23 protein-coding genes and 4 pseudogenes are annotated in these 21283 nt (G+C 67.5%); 14 read left to right on the forward strand and 13 right to left on the reverse strand.

Going from position 1 to position 21283, the window contains the following annotated elements; translation table 11 throughout:
- Nucleotides 1-41: 41 nt before the first annotated feature.
- Nucleotides 42-1028: a MerR family transcriptional regulator gene (locus tag AB0B14_RS34045; RefSeq protein ID WP_357067825.1), complete on the forward strand. Its 987-nt coding sequence runs from the start codon at nucleotides 42-44 to the stop codon at nucleotides 1026-1028.
- 63 nt (nucleotides 1029-1091) lie between these two features.
- On the opposite strand, the gene AB0B14_RS34050 is transcribed toward AB0B14_RS34045, so the two are convergent.
- Complete coding sequence (locus tag AB0B14_RS34050) at nucleotides 1092-1580, reverse strand: MarR family transcriptional regulator (RefSeq protein WP_357067823.1); 489 nt, start codon at nucleotides 1578-1580, stop codon at nucleotides 1092-1094.
- 117 nt (nucleotides 1581-1697) lie between these two features.
- Between AB0B14_RS34050 and AB0B14_RS34055 the strand changes: the two genes are divergently transcribed.
- On the forward strand, nucleotides 1698-2153 hold the full coding sequence (locus AB0B14_RS34055; protein WP_357526169.1) for an SgcJ/EcaC family oxidoreductase: 456 nt from the start codon (nucleotides 1698-1700) through the stop codon (nucleotides 2151-2153).
- Between the two features lie 131 nt (nucleotides 2154-2284).
- Here AB0B14_RS34055 and AB0B14_RS34060 read toward each other — a convergent pair.
- Together AB0B14_RS34060 and AB0B14_RS34065 are read right to left on the reverse strand one after the other, a co-directional pair.
- Nucleotides 2285-2428, reverse strand: a pseudogene (locus AB0B14_RS34060) (helix-turn-helix transcriptional regulator); the annotation flags it as partial.
- Nucleotides 2429-2797: 369 nt separating this feature from the next.
- A pseudogene (locus AB0B14_RS34065) lies at nucleotides 2798-2929 on the reverse strand (transcriptional regulator); the annotation flags it as partial.
- Between the two features lie 404 nt (nucleotides 2930-3333).
- Here AB0B14_RS34065 and AB0B14_RS34070 point away from each other — a divergent pair.
- Both AB0B14_RS34070 and AB0B14_RS34075 read left to right on the forward strand, forming a co-directional pair.
- Nucleotides 3334-6090: an ATP-binding protein gene (locus AB0B14_RS34070; RefSeq protein ID WP_357526171.1), complete on the forward strand. Its 2757-nt coding sequence runs from the start codon at nucleotides 3334-3336 to the stop codon at nucleotides 6088-6090.
- Complete coding sequence (locus AB0B14_RS34075) at nucleotides 6087-6674, forward strand: hypothetical protein (protein WP_357526173.1); 588 nt, start codon at nucleotides 6087-6089, stop codon at nucleotides 6672-6674. Before AB0B14_RS34070 ends, AB0B14_RS34075 begins: the two co-directional genes overlap by 4 nt.
- Before the next feature lie 100 nt (nucleotides 6675-6774).
- On the opposite strand, the pseudogene AB0B14_RS34080 reads toward AB0B14_RS34075, so the two are convergent.
- Nucleotides 6775-7356, reverse strand: a pseudogene (locus tag AB0B14_RS34080) (transcriptional regulator); the annotation flags it as partial.
- 289 nt (nucleotides 7357-7645) lie between these two features.
- Here AB0B14_RS34080 and AB0B14_RS34085 point away from each other — a divergent pair.
- The 3 genes from AB0B14_RS34085 (at nucleotide 7646) to AB0B14_RS34095 (ending at nucleotide 9103) form a co-directional block, all read left to right on the forward strand.
- Nucleotides 7646-8113 (forward strand): nuclear transport factor 2 family protein, encoded by a 468-nt coding sequence (locus tag AB0B14_RS34085; protein WP_357526175.1) that lies wholly within the window; start codon nucleotides 7646-7648, stop codon nucleotides 8111-8113.
- A gap of 59 nt (nucleotides 8114-8172) precedes the next feature.
- On the forward strand, nucleotides 8173-8727 hold the full coding sequence (locus tag AB0B14_RS34090) for a hypothetical protein (RefSeq protein ID WP_357526177.1): 555 nt from the start codon (nucleotides 8173-8175) through the stop codon (nucleotides 8725-8727).
- Nucleotides 8728-8896: 169 nt separating this feature from the next.
- A complete protein-coding gene (locus AB0B14_RS34095; protein ID WP_357526179.1) occupies nucleotides 8897-9103 on the forward strand; it encodes a hypothetical protein in 207 nt (68 codons plus the stop codon).
- 76 nt (nucleotides 9104-9179) lie between these two features.
- Here AB0B14_RS34095 and AB0B14_RS34100 read toward each other — a convergent pair.
- From AB0B14_RS34100 to AB0B14_RS34115, 4 genes and pseudogenes are all read right to left on the reverse strand, one after another.
- Nucleotides 9180-9725, reverse strand: a pseudogene (locus tag AB0B14_RS34100) (ATP-binding protein); the annotation flags it as partial.
- A gap of 114 nt (nucleotides 9726-9839) precedes the next feature.
- Nucleotides 9840-10484: an alpha/beta hydrolase gene (locus tag AB0B14_RS34105; protein ID WP_357067808.1), complete on the reverse strand. Its 645-nt coding sequence runs from the start codon at nucleotides 10482-10484 to the stop codon at nucleotides 9840-9842.
- 88 nt (nucleotides 10485-10572) lie between these two features.
- Nucleotides 10573-11610 carry an NAD(P)-dependent alcohol dehydrogenase gene (locus tag AB0B14_RS34110; protein ID WP_357526181.1) on the reverse strand — a complete coding sequence of 346 codons (1038 nt, stop codon included), beginning with the start codon at nucleotides 11608-11610 and terminating at the stop codon, nucleotides 10573-10575.
- A complete protein-coding gene (locus tag AB0B14_RS34115; protein ID WP_357526183.1) occupies nucleotides 11607-12029 on the reverse strand; it encodes a hypothetical protein in 423 nt (140 codons plus the stop codon). The genes AB0B14_RS34110 and AB0B14_RS34115 overlap by 4 nt, the downstream gene beginning before the upstream one ends.
- Between AB0B14_RS34115 and AB0B14_RS34120 the strand changes: the two genes are divergently transcribed.
- From AB0B14_RS34120 to AB0B14_RS34130, 3 genes are all read left to right on the forward strand, one after another.
- Nucleotides 12019-12948 carry a helix-turn-helix transcriptional regulator gene (locus AB0B14_RS34120; protein WP_357067802.1) on the forward strand — a complete coding sequence of 310 codons (930 nt, stop codon included), beginning with the start codon at nucleotides 12019-12021 and terminating at the stop codon, nucleotides 12946-12948. The two genes, AB0B14_RS34115 and AB0B14_RS34120, sit on opposite strands and share 11 nt — an antisense overlap.
- 217 nt (nucleotides 12949-13165) lie before the next feature.
- Entirely contained in the window at nucleotides 13166-13522 is a 357-nt protein-coding gene (locus tag AB0B14_RS34125; RefSeq protein ID WP_357526186.1) for a hypothetical protein, read from the forward strand.
- A gap of 21 nt (nucleotides 13523-13543) precedes the next feature.
- The gene (locus tag AB0B14_RS34130) at nucleotides 13544-14050 is read left to right on the forward strand and encodes a CPBP family intramembrane glutamic endopeptidase (RefSeq protein ID WP_357526188.1); all 507 of its coding nucleotides are present in this window, start codon (nucleotides 13544-13546) and stop codon (nucleotides 14048-14050) included.
- A gap of 153 nt (nucleotides 14051-14203) precedes the next feature.
- Here AB0B14_RS34130 and AB0B14_RS34135 read toward each other — a convergent pair whose 3' ends face one another.
- Nucleotides 14204-15043, reverse strand: coding sequence for an NAD(P)H-binding protein (locus tag AB0B14_RS34135; protein ID WP_357526190.1), 840 nt, complete (start codon nucleotides 15041-15043; stop codon nucleotides 14204-14206).
- A 108-nt stretch (nucleotides 15044-15151) separates the two neighbouring features.
- On the opposite strand from AB0B14_RS34135, the gene AB0B14_RS34140 reads away from it, so the two are divergent.
- Nucleotides 15152-15514 (forward strand): helix-turn-helix domain-containing protein, encoded by a 363-nt coding sequence (locus tag AB0B14_RS34140; protein WP_357067796.1) that lies wholly within the window; start codon nucleotides 15152-15154, stop codon nucleotides 15512-15514.
- Between the two features lie 84 nt (nucleotides 15515-15598).
- On the opposite strand, the gene AB0B14_RS34145 is transcribed toward AB0B14_RS34140, so the two are convergent.
- Complete coding sequence (locus tag AB0B14_RS34145) at nucleotides 15599-16252, reverse strand: NAD(P)-binding domain-containing protein (RefSeq protein WP_357526192.1); 654 nt, start codon at nucleotides 16250-16252, stop codon at nucleotides 15599-15601.
- A gap of 85 nt (nucleotides 16253-16337) precedes the next feature.
- Here AB0B14_RS34145 and AB0B14_RS34150 point away from each other — a divergent pair, with 85 nt between their 5' ends.
- On the forward strand, nucleotides 16338-16712 hold the full coding sequence (locus AB0B14_RS34150; protein WP_357067792.1) for a helix-turn-helix domain-containing protein: 375 nt from the start codon (nucleotides 16338-16340) through the stop codon (nucleotides 16710-16712).
- A 90-nt stretch (nucleotides 16713-16802) separates the two neighbouring features.
- On the opposite strand, the gene AB0B14_RS34155 is transcribed toward AB0B14_RS34150, so the two are convergent.
- Together AB0B14_RS34155 and AB0B14_RS34160 are read right to left on the reverse strand one after the other, a co-directional pair.
- Nucleotides 16803-17447 (reverse strand): response regulator transcription factor, encoded by a 645-nt coding sequence (locus tag AB0B14_RS34155; protein ID WP_357526194.1) that lies wholly within the window; start codon nucleotides 17445-17447, stop codon nucleotides 16803-16805.
- Nucleotides 17444-18415, reverse strand: coding sequence for a histidine kinase (locus AB0B14_RS34160; protein ID WP_357526196.1), 972 nt, complete (start codon nucleotides 18413-18415; stop codon nucleotides 17444-17446). The genes AB0B14_RS34155 and AB0B14_RS34160 overlap by 4 nt, the downstream gene beginning before the upstream one ends.
- Before the next feature lie 159 nt (nucleotides 18416-18574).
- On the opposite strand from AB0B14_RS34160, the gene AB0B14_RS34165 reads away from it, so the two are divergent.
- Together AB0B14_RS34165 and AB0B14_RS34170 are read left to right on the forward strand one after the other, a co-directional pair.
- Entirely contained in the window at nucleotides 18575-19780 is a 1206-nt protein-coding gene (locus tag AB0B14_RS34165) for an NYN domain-containing protein (RefSeq protein ID WP_357526198.1), read from the forward strand.
- Nucleotides 19780-20586 (forward strand): class I SAM-dependent methyltransferase, encoded by an 807-nt coding sequence (locus AB0B14_RS34170; protein WP_357526200.1) that lies wholly within the window; start codon nucleotides 19780-19782, stop codon nucleotides 20584-20586. The genes AB0B14_RS34165 and AB0B14_RS34170 overlap by 1 nt, the downstream gene beginning before the upstream one ends.
- Nucleotides 20587-20833: 247 nt before the next feature.
- On the opposite strand, the gene AB0B14_RS34175 is transcribed toward AB0B14_RS34170, so the two are convergent.
- Nucleotides 20834-21205, reverse strand: coding sequence for a DUF805 domain-containing protein (locus tag AB0B14_RS34175; protein WP_357067784.1), 372 nt, complete (start codon nucleotides 21203-21205; stop codon nucleotides 20834-20836).
- Nucleotides 21206-21283 lie beyond the last annotated feature (78 nt).

Raw genomic sequence — 21283 nt, forward strand, 5'->3', positions numbered from 1 at the left:
GGCTTGCATCTCAAGCCGCTTGAGATCGCATAGTGGGCGTCGTGGACAGAGACGAGCTGTACCCCATCGGGGATGTCGCCCGGCGGACCGGCCTGAGCGTCAGCGCCGTCCGGTACTACGCGGACGCCGGTGTCGTCACGCCGGCCGCCAGCACCCCGGCCGGCCACCGCCTGTACGACGTGGCGGCCATCGCCCGGCTGGAACTGGTTCGGACGCTTCGGGAACTCGACGCCGGCCTGGACGAGATCCGGCGGGTGCTGGCCGGCGAGGCGACACTGCGCGAACTGGCCGCCACCCACCTGTCCCTGCTGGCCCGGCAGGAGGCACGCCTGCGCAGCCGGCGGGCGGTGCTGTCGGCCATCCTGCGGCAGGACTCCACTGCCGAGCAGGTCACGCTGATGCACAAGCTGGTCGGCATGCCGGACGAGGAACGCGATCGACTGATCGACGAGTTCTGGGCCGAGGTCACCACCGGCTGGGAGCCGCCGGAGCGGATGGTCGACTGGTGGCGGGCGGCCCGACCGCAGCTGCCCGACCATCCCACCGCGGCCCAGTTGGAGGCGTGGATCGAGCTGGCCGAGCTGGTCCGGGACACCGAGGTCCGGCAGGCCGTGCGCCGTGAGCTGCACGAGGCGTGCACCACCGGCGCCGGGCCGCTGATGACCTCGTCGCCGATGTTGGACGCCCTGGAAGCGGGCGCGGCGATCGGCCAGCCGGTGCTGGACGCGGCGCGCGAGCAGGTGCCGCCGGACTCACCCAGGGGGCGGGAGATCGCCGAGGCGTGGATGGGGTGGCTGACCGGCATCTTCGCGACACCGGACAGCCCCGGGATACCGGACACACCCGAGTTTCGGATCCAGGCCGCGGACCAGATGCGCAAGGGCGCGGAGTGGGACCGCATGCCGCCGGAGGGACCATTCGACACCTACGTGGAGCTGGTCACCGCCGTGAACGACGTACCGCCGGAGCGATTCCCGTACGAGTGGCTGGCCGCGGCACTGCGCGCGTCCGTCGTACCGGCCCCCTGACCGGCGACATCCGCCCGCTCTCCCCTGCCTGGCACTGGTGCCGGATCCTCGCCACCGGCGTGGTCAGGACGGAGGGCCGCCGCGGTCGGCCGCCCGTGCGCGCACCTCGCGCGTGGCGGTGAGTAGCGCATCAGCAGCGCGGTCGAAATAGTCGAACAGCACCGCCAACTCCTCTGGCCGGTACTGCTGGAACAGCTCGCCCAGCCGCTGCCGGGCCGGGCCGACGATGGTGTCCACGTCGAGCGTGGGCACGGGTTCCACAAGCACCCGTCGCCGGTCGGCCGGGTCGGCGGTTCGCCGTACGTGCCCTGCCCGTTCCAGCCTGTCGATCAGCCGGGTGGTCGCGCCGGTGGTCAACCCGGTGCGCTCGGCCAGCTCGCCGGAGGCCAGCCGGCCGGCAAGATTCAGGACGCTGAGTGCCGCCCAGTCGGTGCTGTGCAGCCCTGCCGCGTCCGCAGCGGCCTGCGTGTGCGCGGTGACCGCGTCGAGGTAGCGCCGGAACGACTCATGGGCGCCCTCGGGAAGACCGGGCGGTGGCGTGGCGTCGGTCATGGCGGGACGGCTCCTTCTGCGCTAATCTCTGCATGCGTGCAGATATTGCATGCGCGCAACCTCTGTCTGCACGAAGCCAATATAGGCATCGGCGGCGACAACCCGGAAGGAAAACCGATGAGCCACTCCGACCGCGGCACCGACCTGGCGGCGATCGCCGAGGTCATGGACGCGATCGCGCGCGCCTGGGACGCCGCCGACGCCGACGCGTTCGGGCGCTCCTTCACCGAGGACGCGTCGTACGTGACATTCGTCGGCACCCTCTACCGCGGCCGGGCCGACATCACCGAGGGCCACCGTGCCCTGTTCCGTGCCTTCACCAAGGGCACCCGGATGGCCTCGGAAACTCTCAGCACCACGTTCCTCGGCCCCGACATCGCGGTCGTGGTCGGCCGGGGCGACACCTACAAGGGCCGCCGCCGGCCCGCCCTCGCCAAAATCCAGACCTACACCCTGGTACGCCAACCAGAGGGCTGGCGGGTCGCTGCCTTCCACAACACCCGCCGGCGCTCACTGATGGAGGCAGTGCAGTTCCGCTTCGCTCCCGGCACCCGCCCGGCGGCGCCAGCGTAAGCCGTGCGGCCGGACGTTCACGACCACGCTCACAGCACCCCGAGGCCGATGGCGAGTGGGTGATCGTGGCTGGGGCGTCCGGGTCCCGGGCGACCTGGGCGACCACCTCCCGTGCGGGTGGCCGGTGGCGGATCCAGGGACCGAACCCCACGCTCAACCTTTTCCACCCAGCTCTTCGACTTCCCCAACCGATCCGCGAACGACTGTTGCGACAACCTCCGCCGCACCCGCAGGTACGCCACCCGACGACCGATCGGCACCGGCTCACCGTCCATCACGCCACCGCCGATCCGGCACGGCCCGAGTCGTCTCGTCCACCGGTATCCGCTCCGCCGCAGCCTGCGCGAGCAACCGACGTTTCGCCTCTTCGCGTTCGTCAGCGTCGATCTGTTCGCCCCGGCCCTGTGCCAATTCGGGCTGCGTACGGCCCACCTGCGACCTCCCTGGGAGTCGCGGCTGCGGTGCTCTGGAGTGAACTACCGTTGCCGCAAGACTGAGGGGCGCGGATCGCAGCAGGACCGATGGCAACATCCGCCGCTCGATCACGCCCTGTAGCCACCTGCTCACTTGGTGAGGGAAGGGCGGCCAGGTACACGAAAGACCAGGTCAGACGGAATCCGGAGGAAGTCGTACGCCCCGGGCGACTACGCGCCAACCAGGGCGGCCAGTTCGGCAAGTTCCTTGGACATCGCCCGCCGACGCCGCTCGGAGATTGACTGGACCATGTCACGGGCATACCGCTGCTGTCGCAGCCAGGCAGGCGCCTGGTCTCGCAGTGAGTGCGCTGGGCGTCGATACTCAAGCGGCCAGAGGCGTCCAGGGCCGCGGGTGGAATGCGACGCGCCCGCTGCGACCGTCCGCGCCACTCGAGAGGCATCCGTGCGACCCGGGAGATGTGATGTGATGGCAACCCCTGCCGCTCCTCGCGTCCGGTTCCCGACTCGCGTCGTGAATTGGGGTACGTAGCTCAGTACTATCCGGTGGTTCAAGCGGGCAATCCCGGACGCGGGATGCCATAACCGCCACCAGCCCAAAATACGCAATCCGGAGCAGGCATCGCGACACCCGGCCGGTCGGTAGCCGGCAAAGTCCCCAATTAGTTACCCATCTTGCCCTGGTACGAGATGTCGAAGATCGGATGTTGCCGTCAGCCCACACGGTGCGCCAAGGAGCTTCCATTATGATCAACCCTTCAGATCAGGTGTCTTACGAGCATTCGCCGCTTTGGCGGCGAACGCTCGGTGAAGTTCCAGGGGACAACTGGGCAGCGCACCGGACGGGGTTGCGCGCGGCGTATCAACAGTTTCGGTCGGCAGTGGCGCCGCTCGCCAACGAGATCGTGCTCTCGATGCCAATGTTCACCGACCACTCCATCTCCCACATTGACGCCCTGTGGGATACCGCCTCTATCGTCTGCGGGGAAGACTTTCCCATCAATCCCGCCGAAGCTTTCGTCCTCGGCGGCACCTTCCTGATGCACGATCTCGGGATGGGGCTGTGCGCCTATCCAGGCGGCGTAGATCAAGTAATCGCTGATCCTGCCTATCCTGGTCTCCTGACCATCGCGACAGAGCGGCTACAGAACCTGGAGCCCGCTGCTGATCCGGCGGCTGCCGCCGATGTGGCGCAAAAGCAGGCGCTCGTCGAGCTATTGCGTCGGCGCCACGCCGAGCGAGCCCAGCAGTTGCTGCGGACGCCCTTCACAGCGTCAGACGGCAGCGACAACTACCTCTTGTCCGACCTAAGCCTTCGACTCGACTATGGCAGCCTGATCGGCGAGATCGCCGAGAGTCACTGGTGGGACGTGGATCGCTTACGGAATCTGGACCGGGTGCAAGGTTCCCGGCCCGACCATCCGCCAGCCTGGACCGTGGACCCACTAAAGATCGCCTGTGTCCTGCGTTTAGCTGACGCCGCGCACATCGACAGCCGGCGCGCCCCGAGCTATGTGCACGCGTTTCGGCGTCCGACTGGCATCGCTGAGGATCACTGGGTCTTCCAGGAGCGACTGACTCGTCCGCAGTTGGATGACGACCGGCTCGTTTACACGTCGACTCGGCGCTTCGCTGGTGCAGAAGCACCTGCCTGGTGGCTGGCCTACGAGACGATCCAGATGATCGACGGCGAGTTGCGCCGTGTCGACGCACTTTGCGCCGACTTGAAGCGTCCACGTTTCCGTGCCCGGTCGGTCGCTGGGGCCGACTCTCCCGATCGACTTGCCAACCACTTGCAGACCGACAGGTGGCGTCCCATCGATGCACGCGTCAGGGTCACTGATGTCAATAAGGTTGTCGGCAATCTCGGTGGTGAGAAACTGTATGGGAATCGGCCGGATGTGGCCATGCGTGAACTGGTCGCCAATGCTTCTGATGCGACGCTAGCTCGCTCCGCCCGTGAGGGCACGCCACCTGGTGCCGTCACCATCATGCTTGCAATGGAAGGCGGTTCATGGTGGCTGACGGTCGCGGACCAAGGAATCGGTATGCAACCCGACACGATGGTGTCGGCGCTGACAGACTTCGGCTTCTCCCGCTGGCGATCCGCCGATTCATTGATCGAGTACCCGGAATTAAGCCGTTTCCAGCCCACCGGCCGCTTCGGCATCGGCTTCTTCTCGGTCTTCATGATCGCTGACGAGGTGATCGTCCGCAGCCTGGCGCTGGAAGAAGCCGCACGCGACACGCATGTCCTTGAATTCAGCAACGGCGCATCGGTGAGACCATTGCTGCGTGCAGCCGAACGCGCTGAATGGCTCCGGCAGCCCGGAACTGTAATACGAGTGCGACTCAGGCTTGATCCGCGGTCGACAAATGGCCTGTTTCGTAACGCGAGCCAACGCCTAACTCACACGGAATACCTGCATGCGATGGTGCTGCCGATGTGCGCGCTGGCTCGCGTACATATCGATGTGCAAGGCCCGGATGACCCGGTGCCAGTTCGCTTGGTTCACGCTAATGACTGGGTGACGATCTCGAACTCAGAGTTGTTCGAGCGTATCTATCACCGACCCGATGACACCTACGGGCAACGACTCGGGCTCGATATCTACCGCCAACGTTTCCTCGACCGTGCGGAGGAGATCCGTGACGAGCAGGGGCGCGTGATCGGCAGGGCCATGATGACGTCGATGTGGGAGGATATCAGCGGGGCGGGTTATTGGATAGCCTGCTTTTCGCACGTTTACGTCGGTGGCCTGCGGTCCGATACTCTTCGGGAGACCATGGGCGTCTTCGTCGGCAACCCTCTCACTGCGGATCGGCTTCGGTCGTTTCCGGAAGCCAATCCCCAGCAGCTGACCCAGTGGGCGGAGTCGCAGGCCGAGAGGGTTAGGCGAAGCTCACCGATGAGTTCGGCACAGCGACAAATGATAGGGAACCTGGGAAGGGCGTTGGGGGCGGTGGCACCACAACTGCCTTGTGCGCTGTCGAATGACAGAGCACTTGACGTAGCAGGCTTGCGACTGTGGCTGGAAGACCGCAGTTGCGTACTCCTGGTCGACGACCGATTCTACGTGCATCACAGGCTGGATGATACCCCGTGGTTCATTTCCTACAGCGGGGGCGAGTTGCAGTTCCCTCGGGACTGTTTGGTCGTTAGCTTCTACTCCGACTGGCTCTACCCGGAAGAGGTGCTGCCACGCCCCAAGGACGAACGCTTCGCTGACACAGAGCTTCAGGGACCAAAGTGGAACGCCCGTAGCTGGTGGTACGACAGCGGCAATTACGGAGCGATCGGTATTGTGGTCCGCACCATCGCGGAGATTTGGCGCCTTGATCTGGCTGAGCTGCTCGATCTGATGGAACCGATGCACCTGGACGAGGACGGCGATGTGCGGTGTCCTGTGCCGCTCGTCGGGGGCGGTGCCGAGCTGGTAGAAATGGTGCAGTTGAAGCGCCCAGATGTTGTGTCGCAGCTGGCACTGGCGGTTGACGCATGAACCGACCACCTCGGCTAGCAAGCTTCGCACGGCTACCAGCGGCGCGGCGCGCCGGCTCGCGCCCGGTGGCGCGGCAGTCCGGTGAGCGCTTGCCCCCGGCAATGTTCTGGGGCCGGAGCCCGGAAAGCGAGGCCGTTCAGGTTCAGTTCCAGTTGGAACGGTACCGCTACATACTGCAGCAGATCCAGGCCGCGAACGAGAATGTTCACCGCTTTCTTGGCATCTATCAGACGCTCGCCACCGCACTCATCGGAGCAGCGTTGGCGATCTTCGTTCGCCACACCGACTGGGGCATTACATCGGAGACTGCCAGAGCGAGCATTCTCGCTCTCATGTGGCTGGTGACTGTTATCGCCGCTTTCACCGTCCTGGTGGTGATCGTAGGCGTTCTGACCTGGCTCGACTACCGCCAGGAAGAATGCCAGTTGTTGTCTGAGGTCCTCCACCCGGAGTTCCGGGCCCCGCCAAGACTCCGAAACTTTTACCGGTGGTACGAGACCTATATCGTGGCCTTCATCGCGGTAACGGTCGCCATGATGTGGTGGTGCGGGACGGAGTTAATTATTCCTTCCATTAAGGCATAGGGCCACGAGATCATCGTCGTCGCCGAGTAACCGGATATGCCGCAATGCGCTGAACAAGCAGGCGGGTGTCCGCTGATCGCGCGTGCCGCCCGCTATCGAGTCACGGGCGGTACGCCTCGTACACCTCACGAAACGCTGCCGCCTCCGCCGTCCCGGTTTGCTCGACCGCCGGAGCACTTCCCGCGCCCGCCACCAGTTCGAGGACACCACCCGCCCCGACCGGACCTCGTCGGCGGCGACGACACTGGCCTCGTCCGGCTGGCCGGCGGCCAACAGTGCCATGGCGAGATCCAGACGGGCGGAAGCAGAGCGCCGTGGCCGGGCACCGCCATCGCCGCGCGGATCCAGTTCCGCCAAGGCAGCCCGGGCCATCTGCTCGGCAGCCGGGTTCCCCCGCCCATGCCAGCGTGGTGGCGGTGTACGCCAATGCCTTCGTCGGGTCGTACCGGTAGTGGTGCTCGGCCCGCTCCGGCACTGGCAGGTTCGCCGTCAACCGCTCCAGACGATCCAGCGCCGCACGCGTCCGCCGCACGTCAGCCAACCGCGCCCACACCCGCGCCTCCTGGGCGGTCGCCTGGATGTACGCCGAACTACCCCGAGGAGCAACCCGCTGCGCCTGCCGCGACAGGTCCATCGCCCGCCGGTAGTCGCCCTGGGTGAGCGAGTCCCACGCCCGCGTCTGCTTCCACGTCCAAGGCGACGCTCGACAAGTACAACAGGTCGCCCGAGTAGGACACGTCGTCCATGGCCACCCCACCCGGCCAAGGTGCTACCCACCCGGCGGCGCCTGCCGGATCGTCGCCGCACACTCATTGCCGATGACAACGCACCCGATACGGCCGACGAGAGCACTTCGGGACAGTCAGATCGGGGCTGAGTCGGTAGGGTGCCGTCGTTGGGACGCCAGCCATTCCCGGATGTAGTCCCCGACATGCACCAAGTGGCATTCACCGATTCGAAGGAAGCCCGGCATGAGCAGCCCACGCGAAACCTTCCTCCGGCTGGTGAACGGTGTCTGCGACGGTCCGTACGAAGACTTGGCTGACCTGTACGCCGAAGAAACCCATGTCACGCATCCGTTCCACCCGCTCGACCCGCCTGCGCTGCTCAGCCGCAGTGAGCTGCACGAGCACTTCACCGCGCCACCTCCGGTCGCCCGGACGCTGAAGCGTAAGCCGGTCGACGTGACGATCCATGAAACCGCCGACCCGGAGGTGATCGTCGCCGAGTTCGCCTACCAGGGGCGGGTCGACGAGACAGGCGAGACGTTCCGGGTGCCGTGTGTCTTCGTGATGCGCATCCGCGACGGGCTCATCATCGAGTCCCGTGACTACATCGACCACATCTCCAGTGCGCGGGCCTGGGGTCAACTCGACAGTCTGCTGACCGCGCTTCGTCCGCAGGAAAGCACCACGATTGACGGTGCAGCCCAGCCCTGATTCCCTCCGGCTGCTCCACCGACAGCCCTCCCACAGTGACGACGCGGTGCAATCAAAACGTGTGGAGCCGCCCGGCGTCTGATGGGTACCGTCCGGCGGTGGGGCAGATCGGACGGTACCGCTACGTCGGTCCGGCGGAGCTGAATGACCACGGGGCCGCGGTCGTCGACGTCGTTGCCGTCGACACAACTGCCTCGCTCGACGGCTGGCTCGCCCAGCGAGATCGCGAAGACGTCATCGAGCCCTTCACGTTCGTCGTTGCTCTCGACGGCACGCTCAGGCTGGCGCCCCGTCGAAGCGAACACGTCGTCCTTGCCGAGGGTCAGGATGTCCTCGCCGCCGGGGAGATCAGGTTCGCTCCCACGGAGACCGGCTGGCGCGTTGTCGAGGTGACCAATCAGTCGACTGGATACTGCCCCGATCCGGACTCCTGGCCCGCAGTGACCAGGGCACTCGACCGCCTGGGCGTACCTCATCCTGGCACCTTCACCGACAAGGTCATCTTCCGCCGATGTCCCACCTGCGGCGAGCGGAACATCGTGCGCGACGACGACTTCACCTGCGCCCTGTGCGACGGCCGTCTACCCACACGGTGGAACTTCCCGCCTGGCTGAGGCCCATCCCAGACGTAGGCTCTGCGGTCATGCACAGAGCACCCTGACCGAGCATGCCCGGTGCCTCTACGGCGACGAGTACCGGTCCGCGTCGCAGTGTGGACCGGACCACCAGGAGCAGTACTTCGTCGAAGAACTGACCTTCGCGGACGCGGAAGCCATCCTCGCGATGCTGCGGGAACTCTGCCCGAACCTGGCCGACGGATTTCTGCCGGTCTGGGTCCGCAATCTGGCTTACCGGCTTGTGCTCCTGCAGCGGCCGAACCAGCCGGCGCTCATGCGCGAGGCGGCCGCCAGCCTGTACCTGCACGGTCCCGATTGGGACGACCTCGCGGCAGAGCTACGCAGGCAGGCCGACGCACTGGAAGACCGCTGACCAGGACAGATGAGGTACGTGTGGGCGACGGACCGGGTCAGATCCACTGATCTGCCGCCGCTGCGAGGAGCGGGCGTCAAGAGACCGACGGCGGCCAGCGGTGTGTGCGCCACTCGTCCCAGGTCGCGAATCCAGCCGGTGGGTCATCGATGGGTTCGCTGCCGTCAAGCTCGCCCGGCGTCGGGATCTCGATGCTGGCAGCCCACTCGGCGAGTTCCTCGTCGGACATGGGCCAGGTCGTGTGTGGCGCTTCGGCCTGGCGCTGATCGAGTCGTCTGCGCTGCTCGGCTGGGGTGAGTGCGAAGTAGCGCAGCTCCACCGTCGCGCCGAGGTCCGCTGCTGCCTGCCGCAGCGCGGAGCGCTCGTCCCGACTCCAGAGGCCGAAGTCGATCACGACGTTGTTGCCGAGGTCGAGGGCGCGCAGCCCGATCTGGATGAGCCGTCCTTCGATCACGTCCTGAGCCGATGGCGGATTCTCCTGCCCGTAGAGAGCCTTCACCCACTCGTCCTTGGTGAGTCGAAGTGCTCTCTGCTCGGCCTCGATCCGCCGAGCGGCTGTGGTCTTCCCCGTGCAGGGGAGCCCGACGGTCAGGAACAGTGTTGGTTGCCTCATCATCACCCGCTTCCGCCCGAACGCCCCATCATCGCTGACAGCCGCTCACGCCGCCGGGAGGTCGCAACCAGCTCCGTCGCCCTGAGATGCTCGTTCCGACCGGGACGGCCGTGGCCCCGCCCCTCAGGGCAGCGGGTACGCGGTCAGACGGTCGGCGAGTTGCGTCGGGTGGCTGAGCGCCACTGCGTGGCCGCCGTCCATCTCGTCCGGGACGACGCCTAGTCGGTCGGCGGCCACCCGGCGCTGGAAGTCCGCCGGGAAGAACCGGTCCTCGCGTGCGATGAGCACCCTCGTCGGCACCTCTGGCCAGGTGTCCAGGGGCCACGGCTCGTCCCCTTCCGCGCTGACCTGGCCCCGGCTGTGTGCGGGTGCCGCCGCGACGATGTCGGCGGGCACGCCGTTGTAGAACTGCTGCTCCTCGCTGAGCCCTTCCGTGCCGCGGTAACCGGTGTTGGCCCACCAGTCACCGGGCCTCTCACCGGGCTTCGGGACCATCGGTGTGAGCAGGACGATCAGCCGCACCGGCAGCTTGTCGGCAATCAGCGGCGCGGTGAACGCACCGTACGAGTGCCCGACGACCACGAGGTCGCGCCGGTCGCCGATCGCGTCGACGACCGTCTGGCAGAACTCGGTGAACCCCGCCGAGCTGTCCTCGATCGGCAGCTCCGGGACCACCACGTCGTGGCCGCGCCTGGTCAGCTCGGGGACAAGGAGATGCCAGTCCCAGGCGCTGCCCCCGCCGCCGTGGATCAGAACGAAAGTCGCCATGCCCCGAAGCCTGACGCACGGGTACGACATCCAGCTCACCGATTCGCCGACAGACGTGCGGGGCGGATTTCGCCGCCACGCGCACCGACTATCGGACTTCGATGATGACCTTTCCGAATGGGCTGGCCGACTCGTAGTGCCGAAACGCCGCGCCGGCTTCCTCGAACGGGAACGCGCGACTGGTGACGGGCCGAAGCTGGTGCGCGGTGATGATCTCGTTCAGCTGGGTGAACTGGGCGTGACTTCCGACCGCCAGCGCCCGGACCGTCGCGGCGACACCGAACAGCAGGCGAGGGTCGAGTGGTGGCCAGTCACCCGAGAGGGACCCGACGAACGCGACGTGCCCGTTGACGGCAAGCGACTTCAGTGACTGCTCCAGTGAGCCGGCAGTGTCGACGACCCGGTCGACCCCTCGCCCGCCGGTGATGTCGCGGACCACGGTATGCCAGTCGGGAACGGCCCGATAGTTGACGACCTCGTCAGCGCCCAGGTCACGAAGGCGCCGCTCCTTTTCCACCTGGCCGGTTGTGGCGATCACCCTCGCACCGAGAAGCTTGGCCAGTTGCACAGCGGACAGTGATACGCCGCCCGATCCGGTGGTCAATACCGTGTGTCCGGGCTGGATCCCGGGACCGTCCCCGGTCAGCGCGTTCCATGCGGTGACGGCGGCGCACGGCAGCGTCGCGGCTTCGGCGTAGGAGAGGTGTTCGGGGACCGGGACGAGGGCTTGCTCCGGCAGGACGGCGAGTTCGGTGAGCATGCCGTCGAGGGAGCCTCCCAGTTGTGGCAGGTATGACGGTTCCAGGGGGCCGTCCAACCATTGCGGGAACAGCGCGGCGGTGACCCGGTCACCCGGTCGCACCAGTTGGACACCTGGCCCCACGGCAATCACCTGCCCGGCACCGTCGCCGACCGGGATGACGTCCGATTTGACCGGCAGCACGTACTGCCCCCGCAGCACCAGCAGGTCGCGGAAGCTGAGCGAGACGGCGTGGACCGCGACCGCGACCTCGCCGACACCTGGCGTGGGCGGTTCGTGGGTACGCAGCTTCAGGCCAGCAATGCCATCGCCGCTGTTCACACGGTAGCTGCGCACGGAAGGGGGCAGCACATTCATCGCGGTCATCTCTCGATGAACTGGTAGTCGCTGACGATGCACCCGTCCGTGCCGAGCACAAGGATCTCCAGCCCGACACCGCCCACGTCGCCACCGTCGCGAGGCACCATCTCCCAGCGAAACTTGACCATGTCGTGGAGCCGTTCCGCATCCCCACGGCAACGGAACACGAAGGTGCCCGGTGCGACGAACTCCTCGTACGCGCGTGTCACTCGCACCTGAAGCTCGTCGTGCCCACGCGCCTCCAGGACGAGGCGACCGAACCCCAGGCCCTTGGCGGCCTGTCGCATTTCCTGAGGCGCCTGCAGGACATGGACCCCGTCGGTGGACCACAGCTCGCGGACGGCGGCTCGTCGGCGTTCCGGGTCGGGTTCGTTCCACACCGCGACGTAGCGGTCAGTGAGGTTCTTCAGGTCGATGTCAGCCATGCTGATCCTTCGGTCGTGGATGATCGTTGCGACCACGACTGTTCTGTACCGGATGCGCCGCGACAATTCCCCGGAGGGAATCGCCAACCGGCCCGGCACCCGGTACACAGAAAGAATGATCACCGAATCCGCGAGCGGCGGACTCGCAGGTGCGTTACGCACATGGCGCACCCGACGACGCGTCAGCCAACTCGAACTGGCGGTGCGGGCCGGCACCACGCAACGGCACGTCAGCTTCATTGAGAGCGGACGCTCAATGCCTGGCCGGGCGATGATCATACGGCTGGCCGAATCGCTGGAGGTGCCGATCCGTGAACGCAACGGGCTGCTCCTCGCCGCCGGATTCGCGCCCGCGTACCCACAGCGTGAACTGGACGACCCCCAACTGGCGCCGGTCCGAGCCGCCCTCGAGCGCGTCCTGCAGGGCCACCTGCCGTACCCGGCCGTGATCGTCGACCGGCACGGCGACCTCATCTCCGCCAACGCCGGCTTCCAGATGATCACTCGCGGAGTGGACCCACACCTGCTCACTCCACCGGTGAGCGTCCCCCGAGTCCTGCTGCACCCCTGCGGTCTCGCACCCCGCATCGTCAACCTCGACGAATGGGCCTGGCACATCATCGACAGCGTCCGAGCTGAAAGCGTCCGCAACCCGAGCGACCGGCTCCAGCGCCTCGCCGAGGAACTCGTCGACCTGGCACCTCCGCGGCCACGGCAACTCTCGCCACATCACCTCGGGTTCGCGGTGCCAATGCATCTGCGCACAAGCAACCCGGACAGCCGGGAACTGCGGCTCATCACCACACTCACCCACTTCGGCACCGCCACCGACGTCACCATCGCCGAACTCCGCCTGGAAGCATTCCTCCCGGCCGACGAAGCCACCAGCGCAGCGCTAGCCGACCTCGTCAGGTGGTAGGTAACACTCCGCCAGCGCCGATCCGAGGAGGCTGGCCAGAAACCGACGCCGGCCGAGGGCCCCTACGGCACTGTCTGGCCGGGGCGGCCAGCACGGTAGTCCGCGGTGCCCCCAGTCTCCTCTGGGGCTAACGCTACGGGCGAGGTATACCTAGCCCTACGCCGTTCCGATAACTGGGGGTAGTGGTTTTCGTTCGGTGGAATGGTTGCCTGGCGACATGTCGAGATTCAAGGGAGTGGGAACGTTCCTACTCATCACCTTTGGCGCAACCTGGACTGTCGAGATCACGCTCTACCTGCAGGGCTTCTCGCTGGCAAATCCGCTCGTGCAGATCCTCTCCCTCGCCTGGATCGCGCCCGCCGCCGCTGCCTTCATTGTTCGCCGCTGGGTCACACGCGAAGGTTTCACCGACGCCGGGATGGCGCTGCGACTGCGCGCGGCTTGGCCCCACTACCTTGCGGCCTGGCTCGGACCGCTGGCATTCGCCGCCGCCGCCGTCGGCATCGCAGCGGCCCTGGGGCTGTGGCGGCCGACCCTGGCACCGGTGAACGATCTGGTACCTGGCCTGCCGTAGTGGGCCTTCCTGACTGTCCTGATGCTCCTCGTACCGCTACTGGCCCCGCTCTACTGGGGCGAGGAGTTCGGCTGGACCAGCTACCTGCGGCTGCGGATCTTTCCCGGACGACCGCTGGCCGCCACCCTGGCCACCGGCCTGATCTGGGCGATCTGGCACTATCCGCTGCCCTTCCTCGGCTACATCGAGTTCAGCAACGTGACCCTGGGCCTGCTGGTCTGGACGGTGTCATTCCTGTGCCAAGAGATCATCCTTGCCTGGCTGCGGCTGCGCAGCGGCAGCATCTGGACCACAAGCGTTGCGCACGCCGGAAACAACATGACCCTGTCGCTGCTGACCGGCACCCTGCTGGGTGAAACATTCGATGCTATTGCGGCCACGATGCTGATGACCGCCCCCATGGCAGCGGTGGCCGGCTGGATTCTGCTCAGCGGGCGGTACCGGGCCGTGCCACAACGCCCGACACACCAGCCGTCTGCCAAGCCTCAAGACGTATCGACATGGTCCTCCTCGAGACACCACGCGTGACCGGAATGATCCGCACGCTCTGGATGACAGGGGTGCTCTGCGTCGTTCCCCCTCGATCACGTGCACGCTCATGACTCTGACGATGACCGGACAGCCGATCATGGCTGGCCGGTCATCGGTCCGAGGGAAAGGACGGTTCAAGGGCGTGGCACGTCAGCGAAAGGAGTCGATGTTGCGCGCGGCCCACGCGGCGAAGGGGCGTGGCGATCGGCCCAGCACCTCCGACACGTCCGGGCTGATCCGCTGCTCCCGTGCGGTCGGCGTGCCCACGATCGCCAGCGTCCCCTCGACCACCGGTGGTGGCATGAAACGCAGCATCTGTTCGCGGGCCTCGTCCGGCGTCTGCTCGAGAAAGTTGATCGGTTCGCCGAGCGCGGTAGCGAGATCGGCGACCCGTTCACGTGGTGTGCTCAGCGCCGGACCGGTCAGCTCATACGTGCGGCCGGCGTGGGTGGCGTCGCGAAGGGCGACAGCCGCCACCTCGGCGATGTCGTCGGGGTCGATCACCGGCAGACCGACCTCGCCGAACGGTGCGGCCACCGTCCGTTGGTTGCGAACCGGTCCGGCCCAGGCGAGGGCGTTGGAGGCGAAACCGCCAGGGCGCAGGATCGTCCAGCCGAGGCCGGACCGACGTACAAGGTCTTCGATGGCGTGCAGGGGTGCGTGCGACGCCGCCGCCGGCCTGGTACCGACCGCCTGCGAGGATTGCAGCACGATGCGCTTCACACCGGCGGCCGTGGTGACCCGCAGGATCTCGGGCATGTTGAGATGCGCCCCGGCGCCCTCCACGAGCAGGAACAGCGCTTCGGCGCCAGCGAGCGCCGGCCCCAGGCTGTCCGGCCGCTCCAGGTCCGCGCGATGGTGGCGCACCCCGTCCGGTACGACGACCGGGCGTCGTGCACGGGACACCGCCGTCGCCGCGACACCCGACGCCGCGAGGATCGACAACAGCTTCCGACCGACGTTCCCGGTGGCGCCTGTCACGACGAACATGTCTCAACCTCCAGATCGACCGCGTCGTTCGCGCGGCTGGAGGAGACGTTAGTAGCGTCGATATAGTAGGTACCTAGAGGATAGTATTGGATCTATGACGGAGGCCACATGCAACGGTCAGCGAACCCCGAGCTGGCCTGCCCGGTCGCGCCGGTCGTCGACATCGTGTTCAGCCGATGGACCACACCGATTTTGTGGGCTCTGCACGAGTACGGTCGGCAGCGATTCGTGGAGCTGGAGCGCCGGCTGACCAGCATCACCCCGAAGGTGCTCACGCAACGGCTCCGCCAACTCGAACGCGACGGGCTGGTGACGCGCACCTACCACGCCGAGGTGCCACCCCGGGTCGAATACGAGATCACCGAGCTGGGTGCCAGCCTCGGTCCGCTCTTCGCGCACCTGTCCACCTGGGCCGACACCCACCTCGGCGAGGTGGAGCGTGCACGGCACGCCTACGACGCAGAACGATGAGCCTACGCCGGCCAGCTCATGGCGGTGGTGGCCCGAGAGGCCATGACCCCTGTCCGCAGCTGGCCGATAAGCGGAAGTCCGGACTCATGGCTGTTGAGGAGTTTCGTCTGCTCTCGATGACGGAACCGTCGGGATCGCCGACTGCGGATCGACACCGGCGAACGCAAGCCCGATGACGAACCCGGCGACCTCCTCCAGCTGCCGTGCCCGGTCCAGCCCGCCAAGTACGGCAGGAACGCCTCCGACGTCGCGTACGAGCGAGCCGACGATCTCCAGCGCTCCGGGGTCGTCCCCGCACATCGCGACAGTTGCCGGTGTCAACGCGGGTGCCGTCCACCGCGTCGATGGGAACAGATGGAACGCCTTGACCACGTGAGCGCCGGGGGCGAGTTCGGCGACGTGCTGCGCAATCGCGCGTCCGGATCGCGTCCGCAGCACACCGATGCCATGCTCGACCGCGTTGGTCGGATCAATGAGCGGCTTGCCGGCGAGCGACCCGGCGGGTGCGCCGGCCGCCGGGAGGATGTCGGCGATGCCCTCCCAGTGCACGGAGAGCAGGACGGCGTCGGCGTCCGCGACCACGTCGGGTAGCCGCCTAGCACGACCTCCGGATGCCTTCGCCGCGATCTCCGCGCGCTCCGGCGAGCGGCCGCCGATGCTGATGTCATGTCCGGCCCGGGTCCAGCCGGTGGCCAGCGCCGTGGCGAGGGTTCCGGTGCCGAGAATTCCGATACGCATGACGTCAGACTCTAGGAAATTCGATGCGAACCGATCGGGTCGTTGCGCACCACCAGGTGCGTATCGGCCGTGACACGATGACCGAATGTCTCCTCAGACGGACGGCGACTGTGTGGATTTCGTGGCGGACTGCCGGTTGCGAATGGGAACTGACCTGTTCACGCATGTCTGGGATCCGGTGATTCTGGCCGCTCTCGCCGCCGGCCCGCAACGTCGCCGCGCTCTCCGGACGATGATCGGCGGCATCAGCGACAAGGCGCTCACCGAGGCACTCCACCGGCTCGTCACCAACGGCCTGATCGAGCGGACGTCATACGCCGAGTCGCCTCCCAGGGTCGACTACGCGTTGACACCTCTCGGTCGGACCTTCGCCGACGGCCCGATGCGCGCACTCGCCGAATGGATCACCCGCTACGGCGACGAGCTCTTCGAGGCGCAGGAACAGATGCGCCTGGCGTAACCCTGCCCGTAGGACTGGTTGCTGTTGCCCTCGGTTGTGCTGGTGCCCTCTTCGGCGCCTGCCAGGCGGTGACGCGTATCGGCTCTCGACCTATCCGGCGTGCGGATCGGCCAGACCAGCTCGCCATGCCCAGGCCGCGATGCCCACCCGGTTGTGGAGCCCCAGTTTCGCCTGGATGTTCGCGACGTGGGTCTTCGCGGTGCCGGCGGAGATGAACAGTTCGGCTCCGATCTGCGCGTTGGTCAGACCCTGGGCGACAAGCCGTACGATGTCGATCTCGCGGTGTGTCAGGGGGTTGGGCAGCGGGGGTTGGTCGGCCTTTGTCGCCGCTCGCAGCAGCCGGATGGTGACCTGGGGGCTGATCAGGGCGTCACCAGCCATCGCCGCACGGACTCCCTCGACCAGCAGCGTTGGCCCTGATCGTTTGAGCAGGAAACCGCAGGCGCCGTTGCGCAGTGCGGCGTCCACGTACTCGTCGAGGTCGAAGGTGGTGACCACGACCACCCGCATGCCCGCAGCGGTGAGCAGCCGGGTCAGTTCCAGGCCGTCGATGCCGGGCATCCGGATGTCGGTGAGCACGACGTCCGGCCGCAGCCTGTTCGCCAGGGCCAGGGCCGCGGTCCCGTCGACGGCCTCGCCGATGACCGTGATGTCGGGCTGGGAGTCCAGAACGAGGCGGAAGCCGCTGCGTACGTCCGGCTGGTCGTCGGCGAGCAGGACGCGGGTGCTGTTCATGCCGGCACCGACGGGATGACGGCGACGACTTCCCAGCCACGCTCGCATGGGCCGGCCGACAGCGTGCCGCCACGTGCGGCGACCTGCTCCCGGAGGCCGGCGAGGCCCCTCCCGCCGTGCCTGTCGCGCCGCTGGCGGGGTGGCGGCAGCGGCGTGTCGTTGTGGACCCGCACCGTGATGCCGGCGGCATCGCGGGTCACCGACACGTCGACCCGGGTCGACGTCGACGCGTGCCGCCGGACGTTGGTCAGGGCCTCGACCACGATCCGGTACGCCACAGCGGCGCTGTCGCGGGACACCTCGCCCGATGCGAGATCCTGGACGAGGCGCGCGTCGAGGTGACCCGCCGCGCGGAACCGATCCACCAGGCCCGGCAGGTCGTCCAGTGTGGGCAGCGGCCGAACGGTGCCGGCATCAGGTCCGTGCAGCATGCCGACCACCTGATCCATGGTGGCCAGCGCCGCCAGACCCGCGGCCTCGATACGCTCCAGGGCCGGACCGGCCGCCTCCGGCTGGCTGGCCGCGACGAAGCGGGCCGCCTGGGCCTGCGCCACGATCCCGCTGATGTCGTGGGCGACGAAATCGTGCAGGTCACGCGCCATCTGTAGGCGCTGAGCACGCTGGGCCTGCTCCACGGCCAGTGCCCGCCGGTGCAGCATCAGCCGTGGGTAGCCACCGCCGACGACCGCGACAAGTGCCGGTGTCGTCCAGACCGCTGCCGCGCCGATCCGTTCCGCGGTGGCCATGCCGTCGGTGAACGACCAGAGGACCAGGGCCATCGCCACCCCGGCGAGCCCGGCAGCAGGAGCGATGTGCCGGTGTGGTCCCCACCGCACCGCGATGGCCAACAGCACCGCGAGGGTGGCCATCACCAGGAAGAAAGGACCGCCGAGGTCGCTCACGAACGTCACGCCCAGCGTGCAGACGCTGGCCGCCATGCTGATCCGGCCAAGGTGCCGTCGCATCATCACCTGATCCTAGGTGGGCATCGCCGTATGACGATCGGCGTAGGACAGCGCCGCGGTCGTGCTCCACCTCGCCCCGTCGGCAGATGGTGGCGTACACCCGGCGTGGCCAAGGCTGGTGAGGCAGCGGCGATCGGACGCCGCGCTCTCACGGGGAGTGACATGTCTGAAGGGGTAAAGAACGGGATCAGGTGGTGGCAGCGCTGGCCGACGTGGTCGGGGTACGCGGCGGCCGGCTGGTCACTGGCGTACGCCATGCTCGGCGTGTACTGGACGGCCGGCGGTGACGGGTTCCCGTTCGCGCCGGTCGACGACGACCACAGGACGGGCTCGATTCTGGAGGGCGTCCCGGTGGACGTCAGCGCGCCACTCATGGCGGCGCTCGGCCTGCTCGGTGCTGTGGTCGGGCTGGCGATGGCGCGAGGCGCTGGTTCTCGCCGTCAGTCGGCGGCGATGATCGCGTTCGGCTGGATCGCGGCGGCCAGCCTCACCATGCTCATCCCGGACTACACCATGATCGCCGTGCTGGCGTTCGCCCCACTGCTGCTGGTGTTCGCCTTCACCGGCGTGCCCGGCCCGCAGGGCGGCATCGGTGACATCCTGTACTGGCACCGAAACAACCTGATCATCCTGTTCGCGGGTGGGCTGCTGTGGGCCGTGGCCACGCTGGCCTACCAACGCCGCAGGCGTGCGGCATGCCAGCACTGCGGCCGTCGGCACGGGTCGACCGGCGACGGACCATCCCCGCAGACGCTGCTGCGGTGGGGGCGTTGGGCTGTCGTGATCGCCTGCCTGGCGCCGCTGCCCTACGAGATCACCAGAGTGGCCTGGTTCTTCGGCCACCCTCTGGGCATCAGCCGGGACTTTCTCACGATGATGCAGGACACCGACGGCATGCTCTGGATCGGGCTGGGCTGCGCCATCGCCTCGATGCTGGGTGGCGTGCTCACGCACGGTCTGGTCAGCCGGTGGGGCGAGGTCTACCCCCGGTGGATCTGGTTCAAGGCCGGAAGACCGGTGCCGCCGGCACTCGCGATCGTTCCGGCGTCCCTCGTCGCCGTCGTCCTCGTCCCGGCCGGGCTGATGATGCTCTGGGACCTCGACATCCACGAGGGGTGGGGCCTGCGTCTTCCCAGCGTGCCCTGGGTGCTCTGGGGCGTCGCGCTCGGCGCGGCCACCGTCACCTACCACCTCCGCCGGCGCGGCACCTGCCCACACTGCGAGCCGGACGGCGGGGTTGCCGGAGCTGACTCCGACCATCTACGGTCGGCGATGCCCGGAGTGAGAGGCGCTGCGACGGACCGGGTCCGCCACGCTCACCCGCAACCATCGGATCCAAGGGCGCCTTCCGCGACGAGGGAGGCGTGATGAGTGCAGCGGTGACCACGTGGGCGGCCGGTGACTATCCGGCCATGGCACGACTGTTGGCGCCGGTCGCCGAAGCGGTGGTGGAAGCCGCCGCGATACGGCCCGATGACCGGGTGGTCGATGTGGCCACCGGTACGGGCAACGCGGCGGTACTTGCCGCACAGCGCGGAGCCCGTACCGTCGGGGTCGATCTGGAACCGGCCCTTGTGGAGTTGGCCCGGCGGCGGGCCGCGGATGCCGGCCTGGCGATCGACTGGCGGGTTGGTGACGCGAGCCGGTTGCCCCTTCCGGACGACTCGGCCGACGTGGTCCTGTCCGTCTTCGGGGTGATGTACGCGAACGACCATGATGCGGCGGCCCGAGAGCTGAGCCGGGTGTGTGCCCCGTCCGGCCGGGTCCTGCTGGCGGCCTGGACACCGGGCAGTCTGATGCCGGCCATGGGCCAGGTCCTGGGCGGCTACCTACCGCCGCCCCCGGCCGGAGGCGCCCCGCCGAGCCGGTGGGGCGACCGCGAGCTGCTCGATCGGTACCTGGCAGCCGCCGATCTGCGGATCACGTCGGCGGCCGTTCACCGGTTGGGCTTGGGCTTTCCCAGCGCCGACGCGGCGACCAACCTGTTGATCGACACCGCCGGACACGTCGTCGCCGAACGGGATCGACTCAGGGCGGAGTCCCGGTGGGACGCATTGCGCGCCGACCTGCGCTCGTTCGTCGGTGACCGTGGAGTGGCCGACGGCGACCGCTTCCGGCTGGAACTCGAGTATCTACTCGTGACGGCCGCACCGGCATCGGCGGCGACAGCATGACGCGAGCGGATCTGGGAACCATGCCGAGCCTGACCGGGAACTGCCGCTTGCCGACGTGCTCCACCTTCAGGTCGCGTTGGTCGCCTGCTCCTCCTGGAGCTGGACTTCCTCCTGCTGTTCCGCAAACAACGGAAGGGGCCCCTTCCCGTCAGTAATGTCGGGAAGGGACCCTTGCCTGCCTGTGATCGAGCTACGGCCTGACGTACGCGTTCGGGATGTTCATCCGTTGCTGGGCGGGGACCAGCGGTCAGCCCTTGGGGCTGGGGCCGAAGCGGTTCGATCCGGGCGTGCTGTCCATAACAAAGAACACGATCAGGACGATGGCGCCCACGATCGGCACCAGGGCGATCAGCAACCACCACCCCGTCCGGTCGGTGTCGTGCAGGCGTCGCACCGCGACCGCCAGCGACGGCAGCAGCAGCACCAGCGAGGCGATAAGACCGATGACGCCGGTCGACGAGCCCTCGAAGGTCAATCCCAGCGCGCTGTCCAGGATGGCGGCGACAATGCTGACAAGCAGGGTGAACAGGGCGAACCACCAGTACTCAGACCGGCGGGCCCGACCCGAGAAGCCGACGTACTGGCTAAGAACCGATTTGATTGCGGCACCGAAGGACACAACTATCTCCCGTTATTTGAGGGGTTCTCAAGGTCATCGCGAGGGCAGCCAAACAGATCGATGTCGCGGGGTCAACGG

Source organism: Micromonospora sp. NPDC049171 (assembly GCF_040648275.1).
Classification (GTDB): Bacteria; Actinomycetota; Actinomycetes; order Mycobacteriales; family Micromonosporaceae; genus Micromonospora.